Here is a 25,728-nt window from a genome sequence, read left to right as displayed (position 1 = left end):
AATGGTATTTTTCGATTTTATCGAAAAAAGAATAAAAATGAAAGGAAATAATTCTTAGTATTAATCAAAGGAATTTGAAATATATAAACCTAATTATTCATAAATTTACTAATAACTTATATTCGCGGCATGTGGATGTATTTAGGTTTATTAGCGGCACTATTTTTAGGTTTACACAACTTATGTAAAAAACACGCAGTACAAGGAAATGAGGTTTTTCCAGTGCTTCTTGGTACCATTGGATCTGGTTTTTTAGTGTTATTACCTTTTTTTATTGGTTCACAGTTTTATCCAAATTTCACGAAACAGATAGGCTTTTATATTAATAGCATTCCTTGGCAAACCCATGGTTTTATTTTTATAAAATCCATGATTATGGCTTCTTCCTGGATTCTGGCATATCAAGCTTTAAAACACCTACCTATCACCATCGTTACTCCAATACGTTCTGCTGGACCTTTTTTTACTTTCATAGGAGCCATTCTAATTTATCAAGAGCGCCCAAATTTCTTGCAATGGATTGGTTTCTTTCTAATTATATTTTCAGTAATCTTATATTCTAAAATAGGTAAAAAGGAAGGGATTAATTTTAAACGAAATAAATGGATTTTTGCCATTATTGGTGCTACATTTCTAGGAGCTTCTAGTGGTTTGTATGATAAATTTTTAATTCAGGATTTAATACTAACACCTCAAACTTTACAGTTTTGGTTTTGTTTTTATACTGTTATAATTTTATTGGTAATTTTATCCTTTACTTGGTTTAATAATTCAGAAAAACGAAAGAAATTCACTTTTCGATGGACTATTGTAGCTGTTGGAATATTGCTACAAGCAGCAGATTATTTTTATTTTAAAGCATTACAAGATCCAGAGGCGTTGATCATGTTATTATCCGCTATAAAAAGAAGCCAAATACTAATCGCTGTTGTTATTGGCGGTATTGTCTTTAAAGAAAAAAATAAGAGAAAAAAACTAATCCCTTTATTCGGTATTATGATTGGTGTATTTTTAATTTTGTATTCATAAAATTAGACCTACCTTTAGTCATCAACCAATACCAATTCAATGTACCAAAAGCTTTTATTGCTGTTATTATGCGTTATATGTTATTCTTGTAATAAAACTTCACTTACTAATGAACGTTTTTTTATTCCGAAAGGAGTTGAAAATATGGGTGTCGTAAATAAATATTATAGAAATTTATATTTAAAAGATCAACAAAACGTAAGAACATATATTGACTACTCTGTAACCAAAAAAATTAACGATAGTACCTATAGCCGAGAAATATACGGTCCTTCTTTTAAAATGCAATCTTCTAACCAATTTAATATTCAAGGAAATCACATGATAGAAGTTAGTGCAGAACGTATTTATGGTAAAGATACACTTACAGCTGTATATCCGGAACAAAACAAGAATTTCTACCTCACTTTTGATAAAGACACTGTCCACTATAGGTCAAAACTTGTGAATGAAAAGTCCCGATATGTTGATATGAGCAAAACCATCACTATGGTCAAAGATACTATTATAGCTTCAAAACCTGCTAAAATTATTGCATTGAATATTATAGATACTACCGTATATGGAGAAAACCAAAAAAGCGTTACAAATTTTCACTCTCGTAATATTTACGTTCAGGATTTAGGCCTGTATTCCTCCACATTAACAACGGATGCTTTTAAGATGGAAAGAGTTTTGGTAGAGCAATTATTACCTTCAGAATTTAACGTTCTTTCTAAACACAACATAAAGCGTGTTGGTTATATTGATTTTAATAAAACCATAGATAAAGATAAAGAGTTAGAACTATGTACTGATCAAGAATTCATAGCAGATTATTATAATGGAGGAAATGATAGAGCTGGATTTATTGGTGGAAAAGGGAGTTTAAAAAGATTGATCTTTAGTAAACTAGATATTAACAAGCTAAGGGACCAATCTGGCTACTTGACTTTTAGGTTTGTTATTAATTGTAAAGGAGAAGCTGGTAAATTTACTACAGATCAATCTGCTGATTTCGAATACAATAAAAAACAGTTTCCCGAAGAAACTAGTATGCACCTATATAATATCCTTTCTGAAGTAAAAGAATGGAAACCATGTATTATTAGAAACAAAAAAAGAGATTCTTACTTTTATATAACCTTTATTTTAAACAATGGAAAGATTCAAGATATTTTACCTTAGTGGATTTTGTCTAGCACTATTTATTAGTTCTTGTAGTCAACCACCTAAATTATATAAAAAAGAGTTTTCTGAGACGGTTTCTCAGAAATACGCAAAACAATTTATAGAAGGCTTAAAAGGTGGATATTATCAAGGCACGCCAGAAGAACATTTTCATATCCAAGAAGCTATTATTTTAGACACCACCTTCTCCGATCCTCATAGAGAAATGGGTGCTCCCAGAGTAAAACGTGGTATTAATACTGAGACTATGAAGAAGTATAAAAAAGCCGTAGAGCTGGATCCAGAATCTTGGCAAGGATATAGGGGATATTTATACTTATACTTTTATAGAGATTATGATAATGCAATTAAGGACTTTGATGAACTAGACGCATTAACTCCCAACTTTGTAGATTATCCGCAATCTGAAAATATTGATTTTATGAGAGGTGTCGCTTATTTGATGAAAAAGGAGTACCCTAAAGCTCAAGAGTATTTTAAAAAATTCTTTGATCATGAATCAAAATCTGGAGATATAAATTATATAGAGAGCAGAGCATTTATGTATTATGGAATTACATATTTTGAAACAGGAGAACTAGAAAAAGCTTTAGAGAAATTTGAGCTAGGTATCCAATATAATAAAAATGCAGATCTAATGTATTGGAAAGCAAAGACTCTTAAAGCTTTAGGAAAAAACTCATTAGAAATAAAAAAAACACTGAATAAGTCAAGGGAACTTTTAGCTCAAGGTTATAATAGCAGAAGGCCATATGTAGAAGAGTTTTATCAAACATATAAAGAAGATATAGAGGAGCTACTAACTAATATCTAGTCCAAAAAAAACAATAGTACGATAATACTTTCGAATAATTACCAAATCCCTTATCTAAAAACTGTATAATTTAATTGGTAACCAATCCATTATCTTTTTCCAAAGTAGATACATCTCCTCTGTACCGGATAGATGTGCGGTGGCTACTATTAATATTTATATTGGAAGTCCAGTTTGGATATAATGTTACCATAACTCTATAAGATTCCCTGTTATTCTTAACAGTAAATTTAATTATATGTCTTTGCCGTTTTTCATCTTTTGTAACCTCATATCTATCAGGAACTCCATTAAACACAATACCACCTTCATTACGTGTATACTGACCAGGTAATTGACGCTCTCCATAAAATGGTAAGTCCATAGAAATACTATCTCCATGAAATTTTATATGATTGGGGTTGCCAATTAAACTAATCCCATTAACTGTACTTCCTGGAGGTAACAATCCACTATTAGCTATAACATTCATACTAGATGTAGCTAAAGGATACATCCAGTCCGACTGAATATTAAATGACTTTTTAGCAATCAGTGCTTCTAAAGCTTTACTCTGAGTAGTCGACTCTACAGTTTTTTTTGAACTACTACACCCTATCAAAAAACCTCCTAACATTAACAAAAAAACTACAGCCCTCATAATATACTTATTTGTTTTACAATAAATTAACATCAAAATCTATACCGTAATTTACGAATTTTAAACTACAATTCAACAATAGAATATCCACTAATCCTTTATCCTTTCTTCTATTTTACTTAGAATTGTTTTTGAACTTTTCATGTATTGATCTAGAATAGGTTTTAAATTTCCATACACTAGTACATTATGAATAGCCAATCTGGCTTTGTAAGTATCACTTATATAATAATTATACATTTCGATATTTTCTAATTTACCTTGTAACAGATCACCAATCCAAGGGTGATTATATTTTAAAAAATCCATATTGTCAGTTACATCACTACCTATTCGTATATGTGTTTCCCTTAATAAAGTATCAAAACCATTGTGATTAGCAACTATCATAGTTACGAGACTATCAGTTTCGGATGTGCTTTCGAACTTTTCGAGTAATCTTATACCTTTTTGTTGTAGTTCGAATGGACTGTAATTCAAAACTAACCCCATAGCAGACGGATTCTTTTTATACATTTCGATAGTTACCGTATCGCTTAGAAATTGATCAAAAGTTTGTTTCCTAGCTTCTAATAAATCCAGAACACGACCTACCGTTAATGTGTCTATTTTTAAATCTTCTTGATAGGCTATTAAAATATTATTTAGATTGTTTTTGGTTTTTCTAATTTCATTAGCATTGTTGATACTCACTGCGATTAGTATACCAATTACTACTAAAATAATCTCCCCTACAGCGTATACTAAATATTTTCGTATCCCTTTACCTGTCATTAGATTTTTACGTTGTGCGTTAAACAATTTCATACAAACCAATATACAATAAATTCTACCTTATTAGAAAACAGAAAAAATGCTCCTAAATAAAGGTTAAATAGCGGTATTAAATGTGAGACTACATCACTAAATAAATTACTTTTGCCGGATGCTTTTTAAAAAATATGCGCAATTAGAATTTATTGTCTTAATGGCATCGCTCATGTCTATTGTTGCTTTAGCAATAGATGCGCTATTACCAGCATTAGATATTATAGGTATTAATATTGGTACTACAGAACTATCAGACAATCAACTATTAATTACTATGATATTTTTAGGCCTCGGTATAGGGCCTCTTATTTTTGGGCCAATATCAGACAGCTTAGGAAGAAAACCAATAGTTTATATCGGCTTATTACTATTTGTAATAGCGAGTTTTATGTGTATCAACGCAACTAATTTAGCTGTTATGATAGCGGGTAGGATTTTACAAGGCATAGGACTCTCCGCACCAAGAACAATAGCTATTGCTATGATTAGAGACACTTACAGTGGAGATTATATGGCACGTATTATGTCTTTTATAACAGTAGTTTTTCTCTTAGTACCTATTATTGCACCTGCACTTGGCAAATTTGTACTAGATCATTATAATTGGCAAGCTATTTTTTACATACAACTTATATTTAGTGGTTTTGTATCTATCTGGTTTTGGAAAAGACAAAAAGAAACTTTGGAAGTTTCGAATCGTATAAAATTTACTCCTTCTATATTTAAAGATGGTTTAAGAGAATTAATAAAATACAAGACTACGATCGGATACACTTTAATTTCGGGATTTATTGTCGGTTCTTTTTTGGTATATTTAAGTAGCTCACAACAAATTTTCGAACAACAATATCGACTCAAAGATGAATTTCCATATATATTTGCGTTACTAGCAATCTCAATTGGTACGGCCACTTTTTTAAACGGAACTTTAGTACTAAAGTATGGAATGGAAAAGTTAGTTACTGTTTCACTCTACTCCTTCTTTGGTATTTCTTTACTATATCTTGGTTTGTTTTATGGGAATTCTAATCCCAGTGTACTAGTACTATTAATTTTCTTTGGCTTGCAATTTTTCTCGATTGGATTTTTATTTGGTAATTTAAGAGCATTAGCAATGGAACCTGTTGGCCATATTGCAGGAATAGCCGCTGCTATTACCGGTTTTTTAAGCACAATAATGGCGGTTCCTATTAGTACTTATATAGGAAAATTTGTAGAGGACACTGCTTTGCCTCTTTTCTTAGGTTTTTCGGTTTGCGCTGCGATTTCTATAGGGATTTTGACATATCTGAAAACTACAAGTAAAAAAAATAAATAATTTTTTAATCAATAGCGTTCATATCATCCATATTCTTTTTTCTAGGTACAGCTAGTTCTCCATCACCAGTGATAGCGAATTTATCTCTTTTGGATCCATACCCAAAATTAGAAGATCGACGATACTTATTTTGGAAATCAGCAAACTTTCTCTTTGACCAGGATTTCTTTTTATTATGATTTTCCATATTCAAAACTTTTATAATTTGTAACCTGATGAATTAAATCCTTTCTAAGTTATATTAATTTTCAGAATTTAGCAGAAATGTTAACATCAAATTATAATTATTTTACTGATTATCATATACTTTACATTGTTTGATATGTTAAAGCTATTGGAATGATTATTGATTATGTATATATTTAAAAATTAACTTCTGATATGAAAACCTACCTAAACTCAATTCTTTTTTTGATTTTTTTAATTCCTTTTGGATATGGTCAATTTACACCACCAGCTGATAAGATGATTAGTGGATCCAATGGCTATATTGGTCATGAAGAAGCATTAATCAATGATTTTATTAAACTTGATTTTGATAAAAAAAATGCTAAAATATCCTTTGATTTTATTTCTGAGGATACCAATGGAACTATTGGAGGTTTAGATTTTAAAATTTCGTTTAATCCCGAAGACCCTGACAATGCTTATTTTAAAGGAACAGCTCTAGTAAATACCTTAGAAACAGGTAACTTCCTAAGAGATGGTCATTTAATGTGGGAAAAATTCTTCTACAAAAAGAAATACCCTAAAATTAGCTTTGAAAGCTCTGAAGTAGTTCATTTTGGTGACAATAACTATAAAGTGATAGGAAACCTTACTATTAAAGGTATCACAAAAGAAGTTATTATCAATTTCACCTTAGATATTACCAAAAATTTACTTGGTAAAACTACAATTTACACCAGTGATTATGGAGTAAATATTCATGATGAAAGAGAAAAAAACAAATTAGATGTTGTATTTGATTTCCCTATTTTGAAATAAACTATTTGGTATTTATTTATATGTGAATATTATAAGCTTTAGCCAGTTTTTCTGAAGATTTCAAGAATTCATTATTGACAATATTCATTTCTTTTAGACGAGTGATTTTTATTTTCTCATCTTTTTTTGTGTTCCTTTTACTTAATAACGTATTTATCATTTTTGACTGATTTAGTTTTTGTTTTCCCTGTTGCGAAAATACAAATGATAATACTACTACATAAGGGTATAAATACTGTTTTTAATAGGGTATTTTGCCCCTTATTAACCTTCTAAGGTAAATCAATGGTAAATGAAGAAAAAGAACCGTGACTAGAGAAAGAAAGCGGTATATCTGTAGATCTATCATCTATTTTGATACATGGTATTCCATAAATATCCTTAAGAATAGAAATAGAAGACTTTTTTACTCCCATTATATCAGCTACATAATTCTGTAATACTTTTTTATAAAACAGTGTATTATCATTAAATACTTTAGAAATAAAGTTACTATGATCTGTGAAAGAAATAGTATAAGCGTACTTGTTATTCTGTTTAGAAACTGTTTTGTAACTATGATTATCGATTGTAACCTGCTCATCAGAACAAACAAAATCCCAAGGATTATATTTTCTAGGTATAGAAAAACGGCGTTGATGAGCTTTATAAGTAGCTTCCTTCATACTCCATAATTTCCAGACTAATCCATCAGGGTCTTCAGAATCCCAAATCATGACTTGTTCTGATTCTGTAAAAATCTTTTGCAGCCACCCTTTTCTTCTCCAATTACTTTGGATTCGTGCAAGTTTAAGATCTACAATATCGTCACCTATCATTTTGCAGCTAATTTATCCTCAATTACTTCTATAGATGCCTTTACGGTTAACATTTTATCCATACCGTCATTATCTATTTCGATACCAAACTCATCTTCTACATCAAGTATTATATCTACCAAATTTGCAGAATTAATCTCGAGGTCATCAATAAAATTAGTAGCTTCAGAAAGTTGTTGTAATCCTTCCTGATTTTGAACATATGGTTTTATAATAGTTTTTAGTTTAGATAATAATTCTTCTTTTGTCATGAACTTTTTTTGATTACGAATATTTTTTAAAGATAATACAAGCATTTACATCTCCAAATCCGAAACTAGCTTTTACCGCAATATTAATAGGTTTTAATACTGTTTTAGTAGGAACTTTTTCTCTATCAATCAAAGCTTCGATTTCTGGATGTAAATCTTCACAGTTTTTGTTCCCAAAAACAAAACCTTCTTTTAACTGCAGCACTGTAGCTACACTTTCTATACTCCCGGATGCAGCTAGACAATGACCGACCAAACCTTTTAATGAGTTTATATATGGGAAATCTTTTCCTTTTCTATCCAATGCTTCACACCAATTCTCAATTTCTGCAACATCCTTTGTGGTTGCTGTTAAATGTCCATTAATAGCATCTATATCGTTATTTTGAATCCCCGAGTTTATAACCGCTTGACGAATACATTGTTTAACTGCAATGCTATTAGGAGCAGTCATACTTCCGCCATTTCTTTGACCACCACTATTAACGTGTCCACCTAATATTTCTGCATAAATTGTTGCCCCTCTCTTTTTGGCACTTTCTAAACTTTCTAACACCATAGCTCCTGCTCCACTTCCTGGTACAAAACCACTTGCCGTAGCACTCATCGGTCTTGAAGCCTCTGTAGGATTATCATTAAATTTATTAGGAAGAATTCTCATAGCATCAAAGCCGCCCCAAATATAAGGCCCACTATCACTGGTACTACCTGCTAAAATAATTTCTGCTTTTCCCTCTGTGATTCTATCATAAGCCATAAGAATAGCTTCTGTTCCCGTACTACAAGCTGAAGAATTCGTTGTTGTAATATTACCACAACCAATAATTCCTCCTAAAAAAGCACTAATACCACTAGCCATTGTTTGTATAACAGAAGTACTTCCTAATCTTCTTACATTTCCTTCGTCGACTTTATAGATAGCTTCTCTAAATTTATCAACTCCAAGTATACCTGTTCCAAAAATTACTCCAGTATTCCATAAGGGCTTTTCTTTTTTATCCGTGATTTCTAAACCTGCATTTTTCCAAGCATCTAAACCCGAAATCACACCATATTCTAATCCTGAGGCATTTAATCCTTTTAGCTGAACACTATTGAAGTATTTGTTTAAGTAATCTTTTTTATAATTCGGTTTTCCCGCTATTTGACATGAAAATTTAAGTGATTTCAATTCTTCAATATAATTAATTCCTGAGATACCGCTTTTAATTGACTCATTAAATATTGAAACGTTAATTCCATTTGATGAGACAACACCCAAACCAGTAACTACTACCCTTTTGTTTTTCATAAAATTCTAAAGAATTAATACTAACGAAAACTAAACAACCATACCTGCTATTTGCCCTTTAGCAACTAGCTTCTCTTCTTCGTTATACATTTCGACTTGACATTTTAATTTATTAAATCTAAAATATTCCTTTTTTGAAATAACAACTACCCTCTCTCCTGGTAGAACAGATTTGTAAAAATCAATACTCGTGCTACTCATAGCTACTTTAACCGGATTGTTATTTATTTGTTCACTAAGGATAAACATTCCTAAACATACTAAACCAATTTGAGCCATAATTTCTGTAAGAATAACTCCTGGTGTTATTGGATTTTCTTTAAAATGACCTTTATAAAAATATTCATCTTGCTTTAAGGTATAATTACCTACTATTTGATACTCATCTACCTCTAAAATTTCATCAACAAATAAAAAAGGGTCCTGATATGGTAGCTTTTCAATAATCTGTTCTCCTGTCAAAATTACTTTGTTTTTAAAAAGCACATCCGCTAGGCAGTGGTTCTTCTGTTTCTACTTGATTTGCAAAGGTAGTTTCCAATGTTTGTTGACTAAAACCACCTGAAACACTTCCTTTATACACTAATTTCCCATATCCAGTAGTATTCATATGCGCACGGATATAGATTACTTGATCATCACTAATCGCTACAGGGCCTCCAGATCTTGTAAATGGTTGTTCATTTACATGGCTATGTGCTAAAATCCTTCTATATAGCAATGTGCCATCTTCGGATATGATTTCCCACCAATCCGCATATTGATTACATCCTAAATCAGGGCTTTTTATCTCTACGCTAAAGGAATAGTTACTTTCATTACCAGTAACAGACACATTAGTAACTTCTGCATTAGTAATATCTACGTCAATATTGGAGTTATCACCATTATCATTGGCTTTACAAGCAGATACTGTAACCATAATAAAGAGTATATAAGTAAATAGGTTTTTCATGATATTTTTATAGTAAGATTATTATATCTAATTAATTTTGATCACCATTCTAATAATATTCTTTGAGCAGAAAATCCTGGGCCAAAACTTAACATTAATCCGGTTTCTCCTTTTTTGGGTTTGTTATCCATAAAACGTTGCAAAACATATAACACCGTAGCACTGCTCATATTTCCATACTCACGTAAAACAGTTTTAGTCTCATCAATATTCTTTCCTAGATCACCAAAAAGATTTTCTACAGTTTGCACAATTTTCTTACCTCCAGGATGAAAAATCAAATGATCTATTTCTTCTATAGATTTTCCATTTTTTGAAAGAAAAGGATGTATTATATCAGGAAAATATTTAGCTATTTTTTCAGGCACCTCTTTATCTAACACCATTTGTAGACCTCCATTAGTCAATTTAAAACCCATCATAGTTGTTGCATCATAAAAATGATACATCTCATCAGCAAGAATATTTGGTCCTTCAGATTGTTTTTCTGAAGAAAGTAAGGCACAAGCTGCTCCATCACCAAAAATAGCAGAACTCACAATATTCACCATACTATAATCATCATGTTGAAAAGTTGCTGTTGGCGATTCTACTGCGATTACCGCAGCTCTTTTTTCTGGATTTGCTTCTAAGAAATTCCTAGCGTATATAATTCCAGAAACTCCTGCTGCACAACCCATTTCAGTAACAGGAAGTCTTACAATATCTTGCCTAAGATCTAATGAATTTATTAAATAGGCATCTAATGACGGAATCATTATTCCTGTACAACTTACTGTAATTATATAGTCTAGTGATTTTGGCTCCCAACCAGCTTTATCTAATGCTTTTTTTAGTGCAGATTCTCCAAGTTTTTTTACTTCTCTAATGTAAATATCATTTTTTTCTTCGAAAGAAGTTGCAGTAAAAACTTCTTCAATACTCATAATCCCATATCGCTTATCGACGGCGGCATTCTCAAAAATCTTAAGAACCTTTCGTTTAAAACGATCTTCTTGTCCTGTAAGCCAATGAGATACAAAAGGAAGTATTTCTTTTGTATCCCTTACATATTTTGGCAACTGTTTAGCAACTGTTGTTATTTTTACACTCAATTTTACTCCCTTTTAATTATTGATTATCCAGCGATACCTAAAAGCCCATTTCCAATCTAATTGATACTTTGTAAGTCCTAAATCTTTTGCAAAACTTACTAATTCTTTTCTTTTAAACCCCCTTTTAATGGATACGAGTCCATCATTCTTAGCAATATATCCTTTGATAAAGAAATAACTAAATATTTTAAATAAATAATACGACCAAGTGTTTCTATGGATATCATTAATAATCAAAGATTCTGACACTAACTCTAAACTTTTTTTAAGTACTTTCTTTATTTCTTCATCTGTAAAGTGATGCAATGTCAATGTGCAGATAATTATATCACAAGAAAAATTTTCTTTTGTCAGTGTTAAAATATCGGCATTCTTATAGCTAATCTCTGTATAGGGTTTACTTAAATTTTCTGCGTGTAACAAACATTTATCATTATTATCAATTCCGATTAATTTTGCTTTAATTCCTCTTTTCCTAAATACATCTGCTAATTGTCGCAGCATTTGACCATCACCACATCCCAAATCTGTAATAATCCATTCAGATTTATTATCCTTACTTTTTATTTTATTTAATACCGATTTGATAGTGATACTATTGCCTCCTAATAGTTTATTTACTCTAGATATATCCCTTAAAGCCACTGCCAAATCTTTTTCATTAACCTGGGGATCATCCATTAATTCTGCTTCATTACTTCTATTCGTAAAGTTTTCTAACATATTAAAGGTTTTCCGTGTGTTTGCTTTATAATTTTCGGAACAATGACCGGGACTAAAGTTGCCACTTTCAGACCTATTTGTTGTATAGTTTCATTTAACAGCATCTTTTGAAGTATACGTCCAGCATATAATCTTTTAGAAAACATTGTTTTCCATTCTTTTGAATAAAGCTCTTCTATCTTTTCTAATGTATATATATTAGATTCATAATTATTAATTAACAGTTCACATAAGATTTTAGCACTCTGTATAGCCATTGCCATGCCATTGCCACATAAAGGGTGGATTAATCCTGCCGCATCACCTAACATAAAAACATGATTTTCGACGGGCTGTTTTCTATCAAAATTAATTTGACTTATAGTAATCGGTTTTTCGAATATTCGTTGAGAGTTTTCAAAGAAATCTTTTAAATAAGGGTTTTTCTTAAGCACATTCTCTTCAAAATGATCTATATCCTTACACCTTTTAAAACTATCATAGTTTACGAGATAACATGCATTTACAGTATTATTCTCTACCATAGATAATCCACAGTAACCTCCATCAAAATTATGTAACGCCACTGTATTAGGATTAAAACTGGACTTATAATGAGCTTTAACTGCTAGCCAAGGAGATTTATTTTTACTAAAATCACGTTCCAACTTTTTATCTAATATGGATCGCTTCCCATAAGCTCCTATAACATAATCACTAGTAATCAATGCATTATTAGCCGTTTTTACAGAAAACCTGTTTTTTTTGTAGCCTACATCTAAAACTTGATCATTTAGTGTTTGTACACCTAAACTTTTTGCTAAATTCCATAAGTAATTATCTAGTGTATATCGACTAATACCAAAACCACCTAAAGGAAGTTTACTTTTTATTATTTTACCTTTTGTTGTGCTTATATTTAATTCTGAAATTTTTACTACTCCTAAATCATCTAATTTTATTCCCAAAAAATCAAAGTATGGCATTATTTCGTTAGAAATATATTCTCCACAAACTTTATGTTTTGGATACTGATCTTTTTCTATAATAAGCACAGGTATTTGATACTTAGCCAAATGTATTGCACTAGTCAAACCAGACAGACCGCCACCAATAATAACTATGTGCTTATGACTATTCATTTATTGAAGATACATAAATTTTGTGCATAAAAAAATCCCAACTTTTAAGTCGGGATTTATCATTCTCAATTACAAAACCTTACTCTTTTATTTGCGCAACTGCTTGTCTTCTTAATTCTTCATTTGGTGATATAGTAACTTCTACCCTTCTATTTTTGGACTTCCCTTCAGAAGTATCATTTGGATATTTAGGTTGTGATTCGCCATAATAAGTGACAGTAAATCTCTCTTCATCAACACCTTGTGTTATAAGATAATCTCTAACTGATTGTGCTCTATATTTTGATAGAATAAAATTAGATTCTTCTTTACCAACATTATCGGTATGACCTTCGATTAGAATATTAGAATTAGGGTATTCTTTAAGTATTTCTGCTAATTTATTGATGGTTTCTTTAGAACTTGCATTTAAATCATACTTATTGGTATTAAAATAGACACCGCTTTCTTCATCAAAAACAATATTAATATCTTCTTCTACTCTTTGTACAACGACTGCAGGCATTTCTTCTTCGATCTTTTTTGCTTGTTGATCCATTTGATTTCCTATAATACTCCCTACCGTTGCTCCAACAATACCACCAATGACGGCACCAATTTCTCCTTCTTCTCCTATATTCTCTCCAATTACTCCTCCAATAATGGCGCCACCCGCTGCTCCTATAAAACCACCTAATTCGGCGTTTTTCATAGATTTACAACTCATGATAGTGATTAATAATATTCCTAAATATGCTAGTTTTTTTGAGTTTTTGATATTGTGTGATCTCATGTGTAGTAAATTATGTTTGTTGGTTATTAATTCTTTTACTTATTGTTTCTCAAAATTTAGTTTAATTGTAAACTTTTCTCCATCTATGATCATATCATAAGTCCAAGTCATTCTATAATCCTTCAATTCATGGAATTGCATACGATACCCTTTATTATTTATTTCACTTTTCATCTTCTTATTAACCGGTTTTAATAAGATGCTATGCTTTAATCCATTCATTTCTTTTGGAATGGACCATATGAAATTATAAATACCAATTTCTGGGCAAGAGGTCCCTGATAGAGCGTAGCTTCCGGTATTATTATTGGATATGAACTCCCAATTTGTGTCTTCAATACATTTTAAAGGAACACCATTCAATACAGTAACATTATATGTAGCACTACTATTGGTATCAAAACTGGCTTCTTTTAATATCCAAACTCCGTGTATTGAAATCTTAGCTGACCTTGTAAAAGCATCCGAAGCTCCACAACTATATAAAAGTATACATGTCAAAAAAAGGAAAATTGTTCTCAAGGTTTAGGTTTTAAAAAGGTTATCATGTTTTATAGAACAAATATCCTCTTCTTATTACCTTAATACTACATCCTAAATAGTGAAAAAGAGATCACTGTTTTCAGGGTAAAAAAAATGCATGAAAAAATCCCCAAAGAAAACTACATTCCTTTGGGGATTTAATAAATTTTTATACTTTTTTTAATCTATTTTTTTAGCGTCTTCTATCATTTTATCATTTGCTAAAACACCAAATTCTACTCTTCTATTTTTCGCCCTTCCTTCTGCGGTCGAATTATCATACTTAGGTAATGTTTCCCCATGATAATAGGTAGTTAACCTGGTAGTGCTAATACCTTGAGATACTAAATAACTAGTAACTGCATTTGCCCGTTTCTTTGACAATTCCATATTATAAGCATCATCACCAGAACTATCTGTATGACCATCTACAATAATATTAGTGTCAGGATATTCCTTAAAAATATTAATAAGCTTATTCAAGTTCTCCTTGGATTTTGCATTAATATTATACTTATTAGTATCAAAATACACACCACTATTTTCATCAAATATGATATCAATTCCCTCTCCAACTCTAGTTACTTCTGCTCCTGGAATTTCTTCTTCTATTTTTTGAGCTTGTTTATCCATTTGTTTACCAATAACTCCACCGGCAACACCTCCAACAACACCTCCAATAATAGCTCCTAATACAGAATTTTCTTTATTTCCAACATTATTACCTATTACCCCTCCTAGAACTGCTCCAGTAGTCGTACCTATAACAGCACCTTTTTGCGTATTATTTGCATTTTGTACCGCATCACAACTGTTCAAAATAATTAAAGCAGTTAATGCTATTGCTATTTTATTAAAATTTGATCGTATCATTATCTTAAGATTTGATTTATTGTAGTTTATTAAAATTCATGGTGATTACAAAAGGTTTTCCTTCTAGGCTAACTGTTTGAGTCCACGTCATTGTAGTATCATCTAAATGTTTAAGGGTCATGCGATACCCTTTATTATTATTCGTACTTTTCTTCTTCTCATCTATTGGTTTAAAAAGAAAACTATAATCTCCATTTTCTGATGGTTCTGGAATAGTAAATCTAAAGTTACGAGCACCAGTAGAAGTACACTGATTTTCATTTACTGTATATTTACCTGTATTATTATTTGGAATAAATTTCCATATACCACCAGTTAGACATTCTGCCGACGCATCATTATATAACGTAACCTCAAACACACCAGAACGGTCATAAGATATTTTATCTAAAGACCATTCCCCTTTTAAGGTTTTCTTTGCTGCTATAATCGTTTTCTGGCTTGCAGAACAAGATGCCAGCAAAATAACTGTAAGTACTAATATCAGTTTTTTCATGAGTATTAATTTATGTTTAACTGTAAAATTTAAGCTATGAGTTTATATTCAAATATCATCATATAAACTTATTTTGAATTAAAAATATCATCGGAGCATTTAATAATTTAGATCAAATGCACAGATTTTAGATAAAAGTGATGAAGCTTACTTTGGGAAGTCATACGGTTTTGGTTTTTAAAAGTTCAAATCTAATCTACATAAGAGATAAAACGAAACAAAGAATATTATCATATATTAACTATACATTGTTAACAGATTTTAACACTATAAAAAGCAATTAATATAAAATAAAAAACACTTACTCTTCTTCCTTTGGAACTCTAAATAGTAGAAAAACACCAACAATGAAAAATATTATAAAAAATAATATTGAAAACCTAACACTGCCCGTTAGTTGCGCTACAATACCATAAGAAAACATTCCAATAACTATACCGATTTTTTCTGCTACATCATAAAAACTAAAGTAAGAAGCAGTATCCACAGCATTTTCCGGTAGTAACTTTGAATATGTAGACCTAGACAAGGCTTGAATACCTCCCATTATAAGACCTACGATAGCAGCTGCAACATAAAACTGAGTTGGTGTTGTAATAGTATATGCATAAATACAAACCGCAATCCAAATACAGTTAATAACTATAAGAGTTTGTATATTACCATATTTAGCCGAAGCTCTTGAAGTTAAAAAAGCACCCGCAATAGCGACTAATTGAATTAAAAGAATACTAATAATAAGTCCTGTTGTCGCATTTTGATCTCCCCAATCTAACTCTTCAATACCAAAATAAGTAGCAATAAGCATAATGGTTTGAACCGCCATACTATAAACAAAAAAGGAAATTAAATACCTTTTTAACCTAATGTTATGTTTAAGAGCATTCCATATTAATTTCAATTCTTTAAAACCATTAAACAGAACATCTTTAGATAAAGTTTTCTTTTTATTTCCTTTTGGCAAATAATAATATGAATATTGACTAAAACCAATCCACCATACACCTACCATTAAAAATGATAATCTAGTTGGTAATCCTTCATTCTCAAAACCAAACCAATCATATTTTAATATCATTACTAGGTTTATTATTAAAAGTATTACACTGCCTATATATCCTAAAGAATATCCTTTTGCACTTATAGCATCTTGTTGCTCCGGAAATGCGATATCTGGTAAATACGAATTATAAAATACAATACTCCCCCAAAAACCGATCAACGCTAATAAATAACATAACAAACTGAAAAATAAATTATCTAAAGAAAACCAATATAAACCTATACAGGATAATGCTCCTAAATAACAAAAGAACTTCAAAAAATTTTTCTTATTACCTATATAATCAGCTATTCCTGAAAGGAAAGGGCTAATAAATGATACAATAAGGAATGCTAAAGCGGTTACATAACTTATCAAAGAATCATTATTAAAATCATATCCCAAAAAAGAAACAGTATCACTAATTATTTCTCCTTGATCATTTCTAATAATAGTTAGTGCTCCCCAAAATATAGGGAAAACAGCAGATGAAATAGTTAAGTTATATACAGAATTTGCCCAATCATAAAAAGCCCAAGCATTTAATAATTTCTTATGTCCTTTAGGTAGTGTGTTTCCCATGTATCAATATTAAAAAAGCTGTTCTGGAATTTTCCGGAACAGCTTCTAAAATAAGTATAATCTTTTTAAGTATTGAGAATTTACAATTATTTAAAGCTAGTAACTCCAAATTTTCTTGCCTCAGCTTTTGCAGCTGGCGCCCAAGCTGTGAGATTAGCTATACGAGTATCATTTGATGGATGTGTACTCATAAACTCTGGTGGTGCTTGTCCTCCACTATTGGCTTTCATTCTTTTCCATAACTCGGCTGCTTCCGAAGGGTCATATCCTGCAATCGCCATTAATGTCAATCCAATTTTATCAGCTTCTGTTTCATGACTTCTACTAAATGGTAACATAACTCCGAATTGACTACCTAAACCAAATGCTGTTCCAACTATCTGTTGTGTTTGCTCCTTTTGTCCACTAACAGCTACTGCTGTCGCTACACCTGCTACTTGTTGTAATTGTCCAGCACTCATACGCTGTTGTCCATGATTTGCAATTGCATGAACTACCTCGTGTCCCATAATAGCAGCTATTCCCGTTTCAGTTTTGGCAATCGGTAAAATACCCGTGTAAAATGCTATTTTTCCACCAGGCATAGCCCAAGCGTTAACAGATTTATCATCTATTAGGTTATATTCCCATTTATAATCACTCAAATAACCTTGATGACCATTTGCATTAAGCCATCTTTCTGCCGCTGTAGCTATCTTTTGACCAACACGTTTAACCATTTCTGCTTCTGATGTGCCCTTTAGTACTTTACTTTCCTTCAATACCTGATCATATTGGGCAAAAGCTGCTGGTAAAATCTGAGAATTAGGCACTAACGCCAATGTTTGCTTACCAGTAAAAGGGTTGGTAGCACACGATAGAAAAAGAAACACAGATCCTAATGCAACTACTATTTTTTTATTTTTCATAATATTTACGGATAGATATAATTTACGTAATATAAAATTACAAAATTCAACACATCCATTTTAATAAAAAACGATCTATTTATTCACTATAGTCTATGTAAAGCTTTTATAATCGATAAACTGCATTATTTAGCTACAATATGAAGCTCTGTAAAGTTTTTTGGAACAACTACGGTATTATTTTTAGCATCATAGTTAAGATCACCTAAGGATACCACTACATTATCAATTTCAATTTTTCCTATAACAAAAGGTAATCCTATAAATTCTATTTTCATTGCTTCATACTCCGTGATGAATGTACCATTTTTATGCTGCTGTATAATAATTTCATTTTCCTTTCCAGTAAAAGCAAAACTCCGCAAACTAAATCGCCCTTTAGCATAATCATAACCATCTTGAGCGTCCTCATATACCTTAGAGACTTCTTTATTACCCAATTTATAATAAACTTCTAGCTTTAATTCTTCAATTTTTTTCTCACCTACATATTGCTGAATAGGGTATTTAGGAATAACCGCTCCTTCTTTTACAAATAACGGAATCGTGTCTAAATCTGCGTCTACCCATTGTTCCATTCCTCCTTTCACATATTCACGTGTCCAGTAATTATACCAATTACCTCGAGGTATATATAATCTTCTTCCTTTGGCATTAGGTTCTTGAACAGGACATACTAAAATTTGATTTCCAAAAACAAATTCATCGGTTCTATAATGTGTTTGTGGATCCAATTGATCATATAGGACCAATGATTTTAACATTGGTATTCCTTCTTCTGCATATTCCCAAAACATGGTGTATAAATATGGTAGCAATTGGTAGCGCAATTCTACATATTTTCGTGTTACATCAATTACCTCTTCACCAAAGGTCCAAGGTTCTTGATTACCGTGATCTCCTGATGAATGAGTTCTGCAAAAAGGATGAAAAACACCTAACTGTATCCATCGAGCATAAAGTTCTCCTGTAGGATGTTCTGCAAATCCTCCGATATCACTTCCTGTAAAAGACATACCACTCATACTCATACGTTGAGCCTGAATATTTGCTATCCAAAGATGCTCCCAAGTGGCTACATTGTCACCAGTCCAAGAAGAAGTATATCGTTGTGCTCCTGAATATGCTGATCTTGTAATTACAAATGGTCTTTTTGGATAAGCAAATCGTTTTATCCCTTCATAAGTTGCACGCGCCATTTGCGTACCATAAATATTATGTGCTTTTCTGTGACTACAAGGATTCCCATCATAATTATGACGTACATCATCTGGGAATGTTTTTCCAGGAACCTCCATTACTGCTGGTTCATTCATATCATTCCAAACCCCTTTGACACCAATTTCATCAATAAGCTCTTTAAATAATCCTGCCCACCATTCTCTAACTTCAGGATTTGTAAAATCAGGAAAAAAACATTCTCCTGGCCATACTTTTCCTCTCATATAAGGTCCATCGGCGCGTTTACAGAAATAATCGTTTTCCATTGCCTCCTGATATACAGAATACTGATCATCAATCTTAATTCCTGGATCAATAATTACAATAGTTTTATACCCATCTTCTGCTAATTCCTCTACCATTCGTTTTGGATCTGGGAAATACTCCTTATTCCATGTAAAACATCTAAATCCATCCATATAATCTATATCTAAATATATAGCATCACAAGGTATTCTTAAGTCTCTAAATTTCGTAGTAATTTCCTTTACTTTACTTTCTGGATAATAACTCCATTTACATTGATGATATCCCAATGCCCATAAAGGTGGCAATTCGGGTTTACCTGTAAGATCTGTATATCTAGTAACCACATCCTGCATATTAGGTCCATAAAAGAAATAATAATTCATCTCTCCGCCATGCGCCCAAAAACTAGTTACATTACGACGTTCGTTACAAAAATCAAAAAATGTTTTGAAAGAATTATCAAAGAAAATTCCATAGGCTCTCTCTTCATACATTCCAATATAAAACGGAACACTTTTATATAATGGATCTTGATCTTTTCCAAAAGCATATTGATCAGTAGCCCAATTCTCTATACGTTTACCCTTTAAGTTTAAATGCATGGGTTTATCACCCAAACCATAATAACACTCACCTTGCGGAGCGGATTTACTCATCTTTACGATGTTTCCACCGTACTCATAACTTTGCTCCCAATGAAATCCCCAATCATCTTTACAAATAACATTTCCTTCTTTATCACTAATGGAAACACTAATGTTAGCCTTAGCAATAGAAATTACTATTTTCTTGGTGATGATCTCATATTTATCTTCTAACTCTTTAACCTCTAACTCACTGTATCCTCTTACACCTTTTTCGCTAATTGCATAAGAAAAGTCTTTCTCAAAATTACTGTCCGTTGCGTATCTAAAACGCACTACACTTCCTCTTATAATAGTTACTTGAAGAATTACACCATTCTCTGTAGTGAAATTAATCTTATCTACATTTTGTGAAAAGGAAATGATTTTTCCAGGAAATAAGTTCCCTTTTATCTCTAACTCAGTATTAGTAATCATAGTTGGTTGGTTTCTTTTCTTATACTATTGTGTTATGTAAAAAAACAATATCTATTGCAATAAATGAACTCTTTTAATTAGTATTTATTAAAAACATTCAACGAAAACGTTTGAAACTATAATCAATTAACAATTGTTTAAACTACAACTAATAAAGTGCCTTATAGTATTGTAAACATGAAATAATTTAGGTTATATAAATTAACTCTTGATTTTAAAAACAAGTGTTCCTAATGGAGGAATATCAATCTCCGCCGAATATTCTCTATAATGCCATTCTTCATCTTCTATCAATATATTTTTAGATCCAAAATCCCCTGTTCCTCCATACATTTTTTTGTCACTATTAAATATTGGGATTAATATTCCTTTTACTGATAATCCTATACGATAATTGGAGCGTGGTACCGGTGTGAAATTACAAGCTACAACTAACGTATCCTCAGTCTTGTTTCCTTTTCTAATATAGGCAACTACAGAATTTTCATGATCATCATAGCTTATCCATTCAAAACCATCTGACTCAAATTGTTTTTCATACAAAGCTGGGTGATTTCTATATAACAAATTAAGATCTGTAATCAACTTTTTAATTCCAGAATGATAATCGTATTGTAATAAATGCCAGTCTAAACTACTATGGAAATTCCATTCTTCTCGTTGACCGAACTCGGCACCCATGAAAAGCAAATTACTCCCTGGATGTGTAAACATATAACTATACAACAATCGTAAATTAGCAAACTGCTGCCACTCATCACCAGGCATTCTGCCTATAATACTTCTTTTTCCATATACCACTTCATCATGGGATAACGGTAACATAAAGTTTTCCGTAAATGCATAGGTCATGCTAAAAGTTAAATCATTTTGATGATGCTTTCTATAGATAGGCTCTTTAGAAAAATACTGTAGCGTATCGTGCATCCAACCCATCATCCATTTCATACCAAAACCAAGCCCTCCAAGAAATGTTGGTTTAGAGACCATGGGAAAAGAAGTCGATTCTTCTGCAATTGTTTGTACATCCGGGTAACTAATATAAATCTCTTTATTTAGTTCCTTCATGAATTCAATCGCTGCAAGGTTTTCTCTACCTCCATATTGGTTTGCTTCCCATTCCCCATCTTCTCTAGAATAATCTAAAAATAACATGGAAGCAACTGCGTCAACTCTTAATCCATCTGCATGGAATTGATCCAACCAAAAAATTGCATTACTAATCAGAAAACTTTTAACTTCATTTCTTTCATAGTTAAATATTAAACTCTTCCAATCAGGGTGATATCCTTTTCTTTTATCAGGATGCTCATATAAACAAGATCCATCAAAAAAGCCTAAACCATGATTATCTTCTGGAAAATGTGATGGTACCCAATCCAATAGAATCCCAATATCATTCTGATGAAGTTTATCTACTAGTAATTTAAATTCCTCAGGATAACCAAAACGAGATGTTGGTGCAAAATAACCAGTTATTTGATATCCCCAAGATGGATCATAAGGATATTCCATAACAGGCATTAGTTCCACATGAGTAAAATTCATTTCCTTTACATAGGAAACCAATTCGTCTGCCAGTTCGGTATATGACAAAGATCGATCTTCTTCTATTTTTCTTTTCCAAGAGCCTAAATGAACTTCATAAACCGAAAAAGGAGCATCGATTGTATTATGTTTTTTTCTATTTGCCATCCATTCATTATCATTCCAATCATATAAATCTTCCCAAACTACCGAAGCCGTTTTTGGAGGGTGTTCACATCTACGTGCATATGGATCCGCTTTTTCAGTTACAATACTATTATTATGAGAATGAATTTTATATTTATAGATATTACCTTTTCCTACTTCAGGTATAAAACCTTCCCATATACCAGATTTATCCCAGCGAACGTGTAATTGATGTTCTCCTTCTACCCAAAAATTAAAATCTCCAATCACAGAAACAGATTTAGCAGATGGTGCCCAAACTGCAAAGTATGTTCCTCGAACTCCATCTACCATAATAATATGTGAACCAAATTTTTCATATAATCGATAGTGCTTACCCGCTTTAAAAAGATTAATATCAAATTCAGAAAATAAACTATGTACTATTACTTTACTCATATAAGAATGGTCATGATATTATTAATATCATTTTAACTAAATAGAATATTCTATTTATAATTATTTAATTTAGAAATTATAGATACTTAGATCTTAAAATTATCTGGTATTATAGCACCTTTTCTAAACACTACAATACCATCTTTTATCACATACTTTTCATTATCAATGTCTTCTAGATGTGGCCCTCCATTAATAACAACATCATTACCAATTCTACAATCCTTATCAATAATAACGTTATTAATATTACATCTTTCTCCGACACCTATATAAGGTCTATTCTCCTTATCATCAGTTTGCAATTCTTCTATGTCTTGATATCTATCACTACCTATCATATATGTGTTTTTTATGATAGTATCTTTTCCAATTCTGGATCTAATACCAATAACAGATTGTTCTACTTCCTTGGCTTGTATTAAGCAACCTTCAGCAATCATTGATTTATTTAGTAGTGTTCCAGATATTTTTGATGGAGGAAGTATTCTAGGTCTGGTAAGTATATTTCTATCATTATCAAATAAATCAAATTTTGGAATATCATTGGCTAACTCGATATTAGCTTCAAAAAAGGAAGGAATTGTTCCTATATCTGTCCAATAGCCTTCATATTGATATGCTAATACTTTATGATCTTCAATCGACTGAGGAATGATTTCTTTTCCAAAATCTATTCTTGAAGGATCAGAAAGCAAATCAACTAACAATTGTCTATTAAATATATAAATCCCCATTGAAGCCAAATAGTGACGATTCTCACTTTTCATTTCTTCACTTACTTCAGATTCCCAACCTGGAAGTTTATCAGAATTTGGCTTTTCAGTAAATGAACTGATAAAACTATTTTCGTCAGTTTTTAAAATCCCAAAATCGGTGGCGTCTTTTGGGTTAACAGGCAATGTAGCTATAGAGATATCAGCTCCTTTCTCTATATGCGCTTCAATCATATCATTAAAATCCATTTGATACAATTGATCACCGGATAAAATAAGTGCGTACTCAAAATCATGATTAAGAAAATGATGCATCGATTGTCTTACAGCATCTGCAGTACCTTGAAACCACGTTTTATTACCAGGCGTTTGTTCTGCGGCAAGAACATCTACAAAAGCTTGACTAAAAGAACTAAAAACATAGGTGTTTTTAATGTGACTATTTAGAGAAGCTGAATTGAACTGCGTAAGCACAAACATTCTTTTAATATCCGAATGTATACAGTTGGTAATAGGAATGTCTACCAATCTGTATTTTCCAGCGATAGATACTGCTGGTTTTGATCTACTTTCGGTTAAAGGAGATAATCTGGTTCCTTGTCCACCTCCAAGGATAATTGCAAGGACTTTTTTGTTAATCATTGTGCGATTGTTTTAAAGATTTATATAATTCAATGTATTTATTAGCTGAATTATTCCAAGAATGATCAATTTTTAAAATTTCTTTCTGTGTTTTCCTATATCTATTTTGGTCGTTATAAAATTCAATTCCCCTTTTAATTGAATTATATACATCCTGAACGTTTACCTGATCATGACAGATCCCAAAACCACCATCACCAATATCTATAACGGTGTCTTTTAAACCCCCGATTTTTCTAACTATAGGTACGAGACCATATCGTAAAGAATATAGTTGGTTAAGCCCACAAGGTTCAACTCTAGAAGGCATTAATAAAAAATCAGCGCCTGCATATATAATATGCGATAGTTTTTCATCATATCCTATATATGTATTATATGTACCTGGAAAACGTTCCTTTAATTCCCTTAATTTTGACTCTATAGCCGGATCACCAGATCCTAAAATGAGTATATTAATATCTAAATGCTGTAACGCCTCAGAAACAATATCCGGAAGAAGGTCTGCTCCTTTTTCATATACAAGTCGACCTATAAATGCAAATAATGGTTTATCTATATCAAACCCAAACTCTTTACATAACCAATTTTTATTTTCCTTTCTTCCAGAAACGATATTTTTATTTCCGTAATTACTAATAATCATTGGATCCGTTTTGGGATTCCATGTCTGATGATCAATTCCGTTCAGTATTCCAATACATTTATTTTTTTCGTGTGATAAAAGCCCTTCTAAACCATTAGCTTGACCTTGCAACTCTTCCATGTAACTTGGTGAAACTGTAGTTACTTTCCAAGCACACTTTATTGCAGTAGCTAAAGGATTTATACATTGATCCCAATCTAGTAATCCAATATTATGTAAATCAAATTGTGGTATATAATCTAATTTATCATAAGAAAACTGACCTTGATATTGCGCATTATGAATTGTGAGTACGGTAGGAATATCAATTAAACTTTGATAAACACCCACTTGGGATACTAAAAAAGGTATAAGACCCGTATGGTGATCATGGCAATGTATAATATCAGGTTTTATATCTATAGATAAAAGCCAATTTAAAATCGCTATTTGAAACGCTACAAATCGTTCTGTATCATCTTCATAGCTATAGACATTTGATCTATATAATAATTCCTTTATATCTACTAGATATATTTGAAACCCAAACTCAGAGGATATTACTTTTTTAATCGTAAAATCAAAGGAATTAGATCCCAAAACCAATGAATCAGTATAAATGTCTTCACAAGAAAGCTCATTAATTTTTGAATTATCAAAAAAAGGCATAATTACCTCTGTAATACAACCTAGTTCCGTTAGATATTTTGGTAATGAACCGACGACATCTCCAAGGCCGCCAACTTTTGCTAAAGGATAACATTCTAAACTCGTATGAAGTACTCTCATTATTTATTCTTTAGTGCAAAATTTATCAAATGAACCTGTTGTTAATAACTTCCAACAGGAGTTTAAAGCTATAAAAAAGCTGAAAACATTTACCTAT

The 25,728-nt window shown here is 31.5% G+C and carries 27 protein-coding genes; 5 read left to right on the top strand and 22 right to left on the bottom strand.

Going from position 1 to position 25,728, the window contains the following annotated elements; translation table 11 throughout:
• The first annotated feature begins 129 nt into the window (after positions 1-129).
• Genes H526_RS0101890 through H526_RS28070 form a run of 3 tightly spaced genes read left to right on the top strand, consistent with a single transcriptional unit; the run spans position 130 to position 3,013 of the window.
• Complete coding sequence (locus tag H526_RS0101890) at positions 130-1,029, top strand: EamA family transporter (RefSeq protein ID WP_027391420.1); 900 nt, start codon at positions 130-132, stop codon at positions 1,027-1,029.
• A gap of 39 nt (positions 1,030-1,068) precedes the next feature.
• Positions 1,069-2,196 (top strand): hypothetical protein, encoded by a 1,128-nt coding sequence (locus tag H526_RS0101885; RefSeq protein WP_155839598.1) that lies wholly within the window; start codon positions 1,069-1,071, stop codon positions 2,194-2,196.
• The gene (locus H526_RS28070) at positions 2,168-3,013 is read left to right on the top strand and encodes a tetratricopeptide repeat protein (protein WP_051335927.1); all 846 of its coding nucleotides are present in this window, start codon (positions 2,168-2,170) and stop codon (positions 3,011-3,013) included. Before H526_RS0101885 ends, H526_RS28070 begins: the two co-directional genes overlap by 29 nt.
• A gap of 70 nt (positions 3,014-3,083) precedes the next feature.
• Here the strand turns inward: H526_RS28070 and H526_RS0101875 are convergent, their stop codons facing one another.
• Positions 3,084-3,653 (bottom strand): DUF4251 domain-containing protein, encoded by a 570-nt coding sequence (locus H526_RS0101875; RefSeq protein WP_035084098.1) that lies wholly within the window; start codon positions 3,651-3,653, stop codon positions 3,084-3,086.
• A gap of 90 nt (positions 3,654-3,743) precedes the next feature.
• Positions 3,744-4,460 (bottom strand): DUF6090 family protein, encoded by a 717-nt coding sequence (locus H526_RS30545; RefSeq protein WP_027391417.1) that lies wholly within the window; start codon positions 4,458-4,460, stop codon positions 3,744-3,746.
• A 118-nt stretch (positions 4,461-4,578) separates the two neighbouring features.
• On the opposite strand from H526_RS30545, the gene H526_RS0101865 reads away from it, so the two are divergent.
• Entirely contained in the window at positions 4,579-5,781 is a 1,203-nt protein-coding gene (locus H526_RS0101865; RefSeq protein WP_035084096.1) for a multidrug effflux MFS transporter, read from the top strand.
• 4 nt (positions 5,782-5,785) lie between these two features.
• Here H526_RS0101865 and H526_RS0101860 read toward each other — a convergent pair whose 3' ends face one another.
• Positions 5,786-5,968 (bottom strand): hypothetical protein, encoded by a 183-nt coding sequence (locus H526_RS0101860; RefSeq protein ID WP_027391415.1) that lies wholly within the window; start codon positions 5,966-5,968, stop codon positions 5,786-5,788.
• Between the two features lie 194 nt (positions 5,969-6,162).
• Between H526_RS0101860 and H526_RS30540 the strand changes: the two genes are divergently transcribed.
• Complete coding sequence (locus H526_RS30540; RefSeq protein WP_027391414.1) at positions 6,163-6,768, top strand: YceI family protein; 606 nt, start codon at positions 6,163-6,165, stop codon at positions 6,766-6,768.
• A gap of 16 nt (positions 6,769-6,784) precedes the next feature.
• On the opposite strand, the gene H526_RS31630 is transcribed toward H526_RS30540, so the two are convergent.
• The 19 genes from H526_RS31630 to H526_RS0101760 all read right to left on the bottom strand — a co-directional run bounded on the left by H526_RS31630 (position 6,785) and on the right by H526_RS0101760 (position 25,631).
• Complete coding sequence (locus H526_RS31630) at positions 6,785-6,928, bottom strand: hypothetical protein (RefSeq protein ID WP_155839596.1); 144 nt, start codon at positions 6,926-6,928, stop codon at positions 6,785-6,787.
• Positions 6,929-7,040: 112 nt separating this feature from the next.
• Positions 7,041-7,586, bottom strand: a complete 546-nt coding sequence (locus H526_RS30535; protein ID WP_051335926.1) for a 4'-phosphopantetheinyl transferase superfamily protein — start codon at positions 7,584-7,586, stop codon at positions 7,041-7,043.
• Entirely contained in the window at positions 7,583-7,837 is a 255-nt protein-coding gene (locus H526_RS0101840) for an acyl carrier protein (protein WP_027391413.1), read from the bottom strand. Before H526_RS0101840 ends, H526_RS30535 begins: the two co-directional genes overlap by 4 nt.
• Positions 7,838-7,850: 13 nt before the next feature.
• Positions 7,851-9,128, bottom strand: a complete 1,278-nt coding sequence (locus tag H526_RS0101835; protein ID WP_027391412.1) for a beta-ketoacyl-[acyl-carrier-protein] synthase family protein — start codon at positions 9,126-9,128, stop codon at positions 7,851-7,853.
• Between the two features lie 30 nt (positions 9,129-9,158).
• Complete coding sequence (locus H526_RS0101830; protein WP_027391411.1) at positions 9,159-9,590, bottom strand: 3-hydroxyacyl-ACP dehydratase FabZ family protein; 432 nt, start codon at positions 9,588-9,590, stop codon at positions 9,159-9,161.
• A gap of 13 nt (positions 9,591-9,603) precedes the next feature.
• Positions 9,604-10,083 carry a hypothetical protein gene (locus H526_RS0101825; RefSeq protein ID WP_027391410.1) on the bottom strand — a complete coding sequence of 160 codons (480 nt, stop codon included), beginning with the start codon at positions 10,081-10,083 and terminating at the stop codon, positions 9,604-9,606.
• A gap of 41 nt (positions 10,084-10,124) precedes the next feature.
• On the bottom strand, positions 10,125-11,177 hold the full coding sequence (locus H526_RS0101820; protein ID WP_027391409.1) for a type III polyketide synthase: 1,053 nt from the start codon (positions 11,175-11,177) through the stop codon (positions 10,125-10,127).
• A gap of 12 nt (positions 11,178-11,189) precedes the next feature.
• Positions 11,190-11,900 carry a methyltransferase domain-containing protein gene (locus H526_RS0101815; protein ID WP_027391408.1) on the bottom strand — a complete coding sequence of 237 codons (711 nt, stop codon included), beginning with the start codon at positions 11,898-11,900 and terminating at the stop codon, positions 11,190-11,192.
• Positions 11,894-13,021, bottom strand: coding sequence for an NAD(P)/FAD-dependent oxidoreductase (locus H526_RS0101810; protein ID WP_027391407.1), 1,128 nt, complete (start codon positions 13,019-13,021; stop codon positions 11,894-11,896). The genes H526_RS0101815 and H526_RS0101810 overlap by 7 nt, the downstream gene beginning before the upstream one ends.
• Before the next feature lie 79 nt (positions 13,022-13,100).
• Positions 13,101-13,793 (bottom strand): YiaD family glycine zipper/OmpA-like lipoprotein, encoded by a 693-nt coding sequence (locus H526_RS0101805; RefSeq protein WP_027391406.1) that lies wholly within the window; start codon positions 13,791-13,793, stop codon positions 13,101-13,103.
• 39 nt (positions 13,794-13,832) lie between these two features.
• Positions 13,833-14,315 carry a hypothetical protein gene (locus tag H526_RS0101800; protein WP_027391405.1) on the bottom strand — a complete coding sequence of 161 codons (483 nt, stop codon included), beginning with the start codon at positions 14,313-14,315 and terminating at the stop codon, positions 13,833-13,835.
• Positions 14,316-14,495: 180 nt separating this feature from the next.
• Positions 14,496-15,185 (bottom strand): YiaD family glycine zipper/OmpA-like lipoprotein, encoded by a 690-nt coding sequence (locus H526_RS0101795; RefSeq protein WP_027391404.1) that lies wholly within the window; start codon positions 15,183-15,185, stop codon positions 14,496-14,498.
• A gap of 19 nt (positions 15,186-15,204) precedes the next feature.
• Entirely contained in the window at positions 15,205-15,684 is a 480-nt protein-coding gene (locus tag H526_RS0101790) for a lipocalin family protein (RefSeq protein ID WP_027391403.1), read from the bottom strand.
• Between the two features lie 301 nt (positions 15,685-15,985).
• Complete coding sequence (locus tag H526_RS0101785) at positions 15,986-17,308, bottom strand: MFS transporter (protein ID WP_027391402.1); 1,323 nt, start codon at positions 17,306-17,308, stop codon at positions 15,986-15,988.
• Positions 17,309-17,394: 86 nt separating this feature from the next.
• Positions 17,395-18,216 (bottom strand): M48 family metallopeptidase, encoded by an 822-nt coding sequence (locus H526_RS0101780; protein WP_027391401.1) that lies wholly within the window; start codon positions 18,214-18,216, stop codon positions 17,395-17,397.
• A 125-nt stretch (positions 18,217-18,341) separates the two neighbouring features.
• Positions 18,342-20,747, bottom strand: coding sequence for a glycoside hydrolase family 31 protein (locus H526_RS0101775; protein WP_027391400.1), 2,406 nt, complete (start codon positions 20,745-20,747; stop codon positions 18,342-18,344).
• Positions 20,748-20,948: 201 nt separating this feature from the next.
• Positions 20,949-22,859, bottom strand: coding sequence for a 1,4-alpha-glucan branching protein GlgB (gene glgB, locus H526_RS0101770; protein ID WP_027391399.1), 1,911 nt, complete (start codon positions 22,857-22,859; stop codon positions 20,949-20,951).
• A gap of 86 nt (positions 22,860-22,945) precedes the next feature.
• Positions 22,946-24,217: a glucose-1-phosphate adenylyltransferase gene (locus H526_RS0101765; RefSeq protein ID WP_027391398.1), complete on the bottom strand. Its 1,272-nt coding sequence runs from the start codon at positions 24,215-24,217 to the stop codon at positions 22,946-22,948.
• Positions 24,210-25,631, bottom strand: coding sequence for a glycogen synthase (locus H526_RS0101760; protein WP_035084093.1), 1,422 nt, complete (start codon positions 25,629-25,631; stop codon positions 24,210-24,212). Before H526_RS0101760 ends, H526_RS0101765 begins: the two co-directional genes overlap by 8 nt.
• Positions 25,632-25,728: the final 97 nt, after the last annotated feature.

Origin of the sequence: Aquimarina latercula DSM 2041, assembly GCF_000430645.1 — a bacterium.
Classification (GTDB): Bacteria; Bacteroidota; Bacteroidia; order Flavobacteriales; family Flavobacteriaceae; genus Aquimarina; species Aquimarina latercula.
This window is presented reverse-complemented; position numbering and strand designations above follow the sequence as displayed.